At 40.8% G+C, this 5916-nt stretch carries 3 protein-coding genes and 1 pseudogene; 1 reads left to right on the top strand and 3 read right to left on the bottom strand.

Annotated features, from left to right (window positions below):
* Positions 1-115 (bottom strand): 30S ribosomal protein S20 (gene rpsT, locus ACEW8U_RS14300; protein ID WP_373497517.1); only part of this gene is annotated, 115 nt, incomplete at its 3' end.
* A gap of 657 nt (positions 116-772) precedes the next feature.
* Here rpsT and ACEW8U_RS14295 point away from each other — a divergent pair.
* Positions 773-1786 carry a zinc dependent phospholipase C family protein gene (locus tag ACEW8U_RS14295; RefSeq protein ID WP_373522730.1) on the top strand — a complete coding sequence of 338 codons (1014 nt, stop codon included), beginning with the start codon at positions 773-775 and terminating at the stop codon, positions 1784-1786.
* 423 nt (positions 1787-2209) lie between these two features.
* On the opposite strand, the gene ACEW8U_RS14290 is transcribed toward ACEW8U_RS14295, so the two are convergent.
* Positions 2210-3532, bottom strand: coding sequence for a pyridoxal phosphate-dependent aminotransferase (locus ACEW8U_RS14290; protein WP_373522729.1), 1323 nt, complete (start codon positions 3530-3532; stop codon positions 2210-2212).
* A 532-nt stretch (positions 3533-4064) separates the two neighbouring features.
* Positions 4065-5744: pseudogene (ettA, locus tag ACEW8U_RS14285) on the bottom strand (energy-dependent translational throttle protein EttA).
* Positions 5745-5916 lie beyond the last annotated feature (172 nt).

Here is a 5916-nt window from a genome sequence, read left to right as displayed (position 1 = left end):
TGGAAGACTTCAACCTTTTGATGAAGGTTCTGGTAGTCTTGTGCTGATATCTGTTTCTCAAACGCTTGGCTTCGTTTGCACGGATTCTTTTTAGTGCTGATTTGTGATTTGCCATATCCTTTATTTTACTTAATTTCTTTTGTTCACCCTAATCCTAAATGGAGTGCAAATGTAATAGATAAATATTTAAACGCAAAAGGATTTCCGAACTAAACCTGGTAAAGCTCTGAAATCTATCGAAAATTGATGATTACCGCCTACCAATGGCATGATTCGGACCGGTACGTCACCCTTCTCCCGATAGCTATCGGGAGAAGGGTCTCCCGAGGTTCAGGAAAAGGTTGATTTTAACCAAAGGGATTAAAATTTATCAAGTAATTCAACCGTCTAATTGAACCTCTAGAGATTCCTCGTGCCTACCAGTGACATGAGTCGGAACGGTACGTCACCCTGACGAAGGACGGGTCTCATTAGGATCCGCAAATGATAAATTTGAACATAAATAGGACCTCTGGAGATTCCTCGTACCTCGGAATGACGTGTAACCTAATGTCATTACCAATTCTGAACATATTTAAAATGTTGGGGACTCGGAATGACGCCCATTTTGATGTCATTTCCCTTTCTGTAAATGCCAATTTTCTCCACTCGGAATGACGCGTAAACTAATGTCATTTCCAATTTTGAACATTTTTAAAATGTTTGGGAATCAGGATGACAAGTGTAATAAAATTTAGTTTTTCAAAAAAATTTAATTTTCATAAATTCAGGGATGCGGAAACTTTTAGGCTTGATACTGCTCCTTTTTTTCTTAGGCACCGACTTGGTCGCTTGGGGATTTTTTGCACATAGAAAAATCAATAGGTTGGCAGTCTATACCCTTCCACCCGAGATGATTGGTTTTTTTAAGGCCAATATTGAATTCATAACCGAAAATGCCGTCAATCCGGACAGAAGAAGATATGCGGTGCAAGGAGAAGCCGAAAAGCATTTTCTGGATGCAGATGCCTATGGGGACAGTGCTGTTTTCAATTTGCCAAGATACTGGAATCAGGCATTGGAATTATTTACCGAAAAGGAATTGAGAGCACATGGAATCGGCCCTTGGAATGCCTACCATACCAAAATCCAACTCACAGAAGCCTTCAAAAGAAAAGATGCCAAAGCAATTCTTCGCTTGGCTGCCGATTTGGGACATTACATTGCCGATATCAATGTGCCTTTACATACTACCAAAAATTACAACGGCCAACTCACAGGACAATACGGTATCCATGCATTTTGGGAAAGCAGGGTACCTGAATTGTTATCGGATAACTTTGATTTTTTTGTTGGAAAAGCCACCTATCTGGAAAAACCCCAACTGACAGCCTGGGACGCGGTGATTGTCGCACACATGGCTTTGGATTCGGTCCTGACCTTTGAGAAAGTGCTGAGCGAAAGATTTGATGAGGACAAAAAATACAGCTATGAGGAAAGAGGGGGAATCAGCACCCGAGTTTATTCCAAGGAATTTACCGTTTCTTACAATGATATGCTTTCCGGACAAGTGGAAAGGCAGATGCGCAGGTCTGTAAAAATGATAGCGGATTTTTGGTACACCGCATGGATTGATGCCGGTCAGCCGGATTTGAATTCCTTAATGAAAAATCCCGTGGAAATCCAAGAGGAAAAAATGGAAAACAATAAACCATTAAATGTACGGGAACATGAAGGAATCGCTTTACAGGAAAACCACGAAGACTTGAGGAAGTCTTTTATGAGGGCGATGTGGAGGGTTCAATAAAAGTGGATATTTTTGGATATTGATTGATATTTTGTCCACTATGGCGAATTATTTCTAATCCTGATGTTGAAATATACTTAGTGAAATAAATTGAAATAAAGTTGAAATATAGGCAAACAATTAAATTGAACGCGGATGACGCTGATTTAGCAGATACACACAGATAAAAAAATCAGCGATAATCAGCCCGATCTGCGTTATCAGCGTTCTATCAAAATCATAAAATGGAACGCGGATGACGCTGGTTTTGCAGGTACACACAGATCTAAAAAAATCAGTGAAAATTAGCCCGATCTGCGTTATCAGCGTTCTACCAAAATCAAAAAATGGAACGCAGATGACGCTGGTTTTGCAGACACTCACAGATCAAAAAATCAGAGAAAATCAGCCCGATCTGCGTTATCAGCGTTCTAAAAAAAATCTTTAAACCAGTTCCTTTTTCGTAGAATTCAGATAAAAATTTATTGCCTGTCCCAATTTCAAAAATGTCTCTCTGAAAACGGCCTCATTTTCTTCCAACAATGTCACTCTGAAACCCCTAAGATCAGAACAAAATGAGGATATGGGGACAACACATATATGGGTAGATGCCAGCAGATAATAAACAAACCGCTTATCCAATGGCATCACGCTTTCCTGAAGCCAACCTGTCAATAGTGTTTGGACTTTAGGATCTTCAATGGGCAGATACTGTTCTCCATCAAGGAATTTTTCATCAAAAACCACGGTATTGTAAAATGCTCCTTTCGTGGGATTGAACTTGATTCCCGGAATATCGCCCAGAATTTCTTCCATGATCTTGCTTCTTCGGCCGATTTTTTCATTCTGGGTTTCCCTATAGTGATGGTATTCGGGATGACTCATGATTCTCGGAATGGACAATTGGGGCAAAATCGTTGAACATACTTCTATCATTTTGGCATTCTCCAAAGTCTGGCAAAGCTTGGCAAATTCCTTGGAGGCATTCCTGTTGTAAAATTCCATCCATCCACATCTTGACCCAGGCCAAGGAAATTCTTTGGAAATCCCCTTCAACGATATGGCAGGCAAATCCCCAATGACCTCTGCTAAGGATACCGCCTTTACCCCATTATAGGTAATGTTCTGATAGATTTCATCTGCGATCAAAAGCAATTTAAATTCCCTTGCAATCTGTACAAAAGCCTCCAACACCTCTTTGGGATAAACCATTCCTGTGGGATTATCCGGATTAATGATCAGAATGCCCACAATCGAGGGATTGTATTTCACTTTGTTGTAAAGGTCATACATATCCGGCAGCCATTCATTGTCAGGATCTAGATTGTAGGTAATCGGAGCTGTATTGGCATGGGCCGCTTCCGCCGAACTGTGCGTACTGTATGCAGGTGATGGTCCGATAATCCTAGCTGTGGGAATCAAAAACTGATACAACTTGGCAATGGCATCCCCAAGCCCATTAAAAAACAAAATGTCTTCGGCAGTGATCTGACTACCACCTTTCTTATTGTTGATATCTGCCAAAAACTTCCTGGTTTCCAATACCCCTTTGGAATCAGCATAGCCATAAGATTTGTCCTGACTGACAAGGTCAGAAACAATCTCCTTCATCCATGCAGGCACTTCATTATGTTTTTGTATAGGATCCCCGATATTTTCCCAAGTAATCTCATACTCAAGGGATTCTATCTGTCTTGCTTTTTTGACAATCCCCCTGATCTCATAATTCAACTCCTCGGCACCCGGTCTTAATAACAATGTCCTCATCTTGTTGATATTTGGAAATTGGGAACAAATAAACAAAAAAGGGAGTGAATGATTGTGGATTTTTTAAAAAAGATATCATTCGGATGGATTAAAATGCACTGGTTCAAGACTTAGTCTTGGACCAAACCAGTGAAGTCTTCAGACTTCAACCACAAAAAGTCTGAAGACTTGAATACTTGTCAAATTCACTGCTGCAGTCTGTAAGAATGCAAAATAATAGTCCAAGTCTGAAGACTTGAACCATGCAGATTCAAATGCAATTAGGGCTGTTTGTCTCCGACTTGCCCTGACTTTGTTACACAAAATGATTAGAAATGCCCTGACTTTGTTTCAAAATAAGCGAAAAAATGCCTTGACTTTGTGACATTTTGGAAGAGGATACCTCTTCTTCAAATCCTATTCATGCATGATACATCTCGACCTACTTGCCTACAAAGATGTCAATTAATGGCAGTCTGAAGACTGCAAACAAAAATGGTCCAAGTCAAAGACTTGAACCATCCTTCATCCTTCATCTTTTTTCACTCATCCTTCACTTCAGCTTCTTATACTTAATCCTCTTCGGGGTCACATCGCCCAATCTTTTCTTCTTGTTTTCCTCATAGTCCGAGAAATTACCTTCAAACCAATACACTTGGGAATCCCCTTCAAATGCCAAGATATGTGTACAGATCCTATCAAGAAACCATCTATCGTGAGAGATGATGACGGCACAGCCAGCAAAATTTTCCAGAGCCTCTTCTAATGCCCTCAGTGTATTTACATCCAAATCATTGGTAGGTTCATCGAGCAAAAGTAAATTACCGCCTTCTTTCAAAGTCATGGCAAGGTGGACACGGTTTCTTTCTCCGCCGGATAGGATCCCAACTTTCTTTTCCTGATCTGAGCCGGTGAAATTGAACTTACCCACATAAGCCCGTGAATTCATTTCCTTATTACCCAACTTCATGATCTCGTTTCCACCGGAAATGGATTCGTAAACAGATTTGTTTGGATCAAGGTTATCATGCTCTTGATCTACGTAGGCCAGTTTTACTGTCTCTCCAACTTCAAAGTTTCCCGCATCAGGTTTTTCCCTACCTGTAATTAATTTGAATAAGGTGGATTTCCCTGCACCGTTTGGTCCTATAATGCCCACAATGCCCCCTTGGGGTAGATTGAATGATAAGTCTTCAAAAAGGAGTTTGTCTCCATAAGCTTTGGAAACCCCATTCACTTCAATAACCTTGGCACCCAGTCTTGGGCCAGGCGGGATATACAATTCAAGTTTGGCTTCTTTTTCTTTTCCTTCCTCACTGACCATTTTATCATAAGCGCTCAACCTTGCTTTTCCTTTAGCTTGACGCGCTTTAGGAGTCATGCGTATCCATTCGAGTTCCCGTTCCAATGTTTTCTGACGTTTGGACTCGGTCTTTTCTTCCTGCTTCAATCTACTTTGCTTTTGGTCCAGCCAAGAAGAATAATTTCCCTTCCATGGTATCCCCTCTCCTCTGTCCAATTCAAGTATCCATCCAGCGACATTGTCCAAGAAGTAACGGTCGTGGGTCACTGCTATTACCGTGCCTTTATATTGTTGGAGATGTTGCTCCAACCAGAGTACTGACTCTGCATCCAAGTGGTTGGTAGGTTCATCCAAGAGCAATACATCCGGTTCCTGAAGTAATAAGCGGCAAAGTGCCACCCTCCTTTTTTCACCCCCTGAAAGATTTGCAACATTGGCTTCACTAGGAGGCAATCGGAGTGCATCCATGGCTTTTTCGAGCATCAGGTCTAATTCCCAAGCATTGGCCGCATCCAGTTTTTCCTGAACTTCTCCTTGTTTGGTAATCAGTTTATCCATAGCATCCGGATCATCCATCAATGCGGGATCCATGAATTTTTCATTGATTTCTTCAAATTCTTTCAATAGGGCAACAGTTTCGGAAACCGCCTCTTCCACTATTTCTTTCACAGTTTTAGTAGGGTCCAGTTTTGGTTCCTGCTCCAACATCCCTACCGTATATCCCGGCGACCATACTACTTCTCCCAAAAACTCTTTGTCCATTCCTGCAATGATCCTTAGAAGCGAACTTTTCCCGGATCCATTGAGACCAAGAACACCGATTTTGGCTCCATAAAAAAATGAGAGGTAAATATCTTTCAGAACTTACTGCTGCGGAGGGTAGATTTTGGACACTCCTGCCATAGAAAATATAATTTTTTCAGCACTCATAGTATTGGTTTTGATGAAATTTATTGCATTCAGGACAAAGATGGCAAAAAAAGGTCTTTCTTAGGATAAATGCTTTTGAATTAATTAATTTGCAAAAAAGTAAAGGGGACTACCACACACCAACCTATTAAATCGAAATGGAGCATCCATACGGGTACATTAAAGATAACAA

This window comes from Aquiflexum sp. (assembly GCF_041751335.1).
Lineage (GTDB): Bacteria > Bacteroidota > Bacteroidia > Cytophagales > Cyclobacteriaceae > Aquiflexum.
The sequence above is the reverse complement of the archived record's forward strand: the minus strand, read 5'-3'. Positions and strand labels throughout refer to the sequence as shown.

Coding starts and splice junctions, on each gene's coding strand:
- ACEW8U_RS14295 (WP_373522730.1), top strand. CDS start 773: ATGCGGAAACTTTTAGGCTTGATACTGCTCCTTTTTTTCTTAGGCACC.
- ACEW8U_RS14290 (WP_373522729.1), bottom strand. CDS start 3,532: ATGAGGACATTGTTATTAAGACCGGGTGCCGAGGAGTTGAATTATGAG.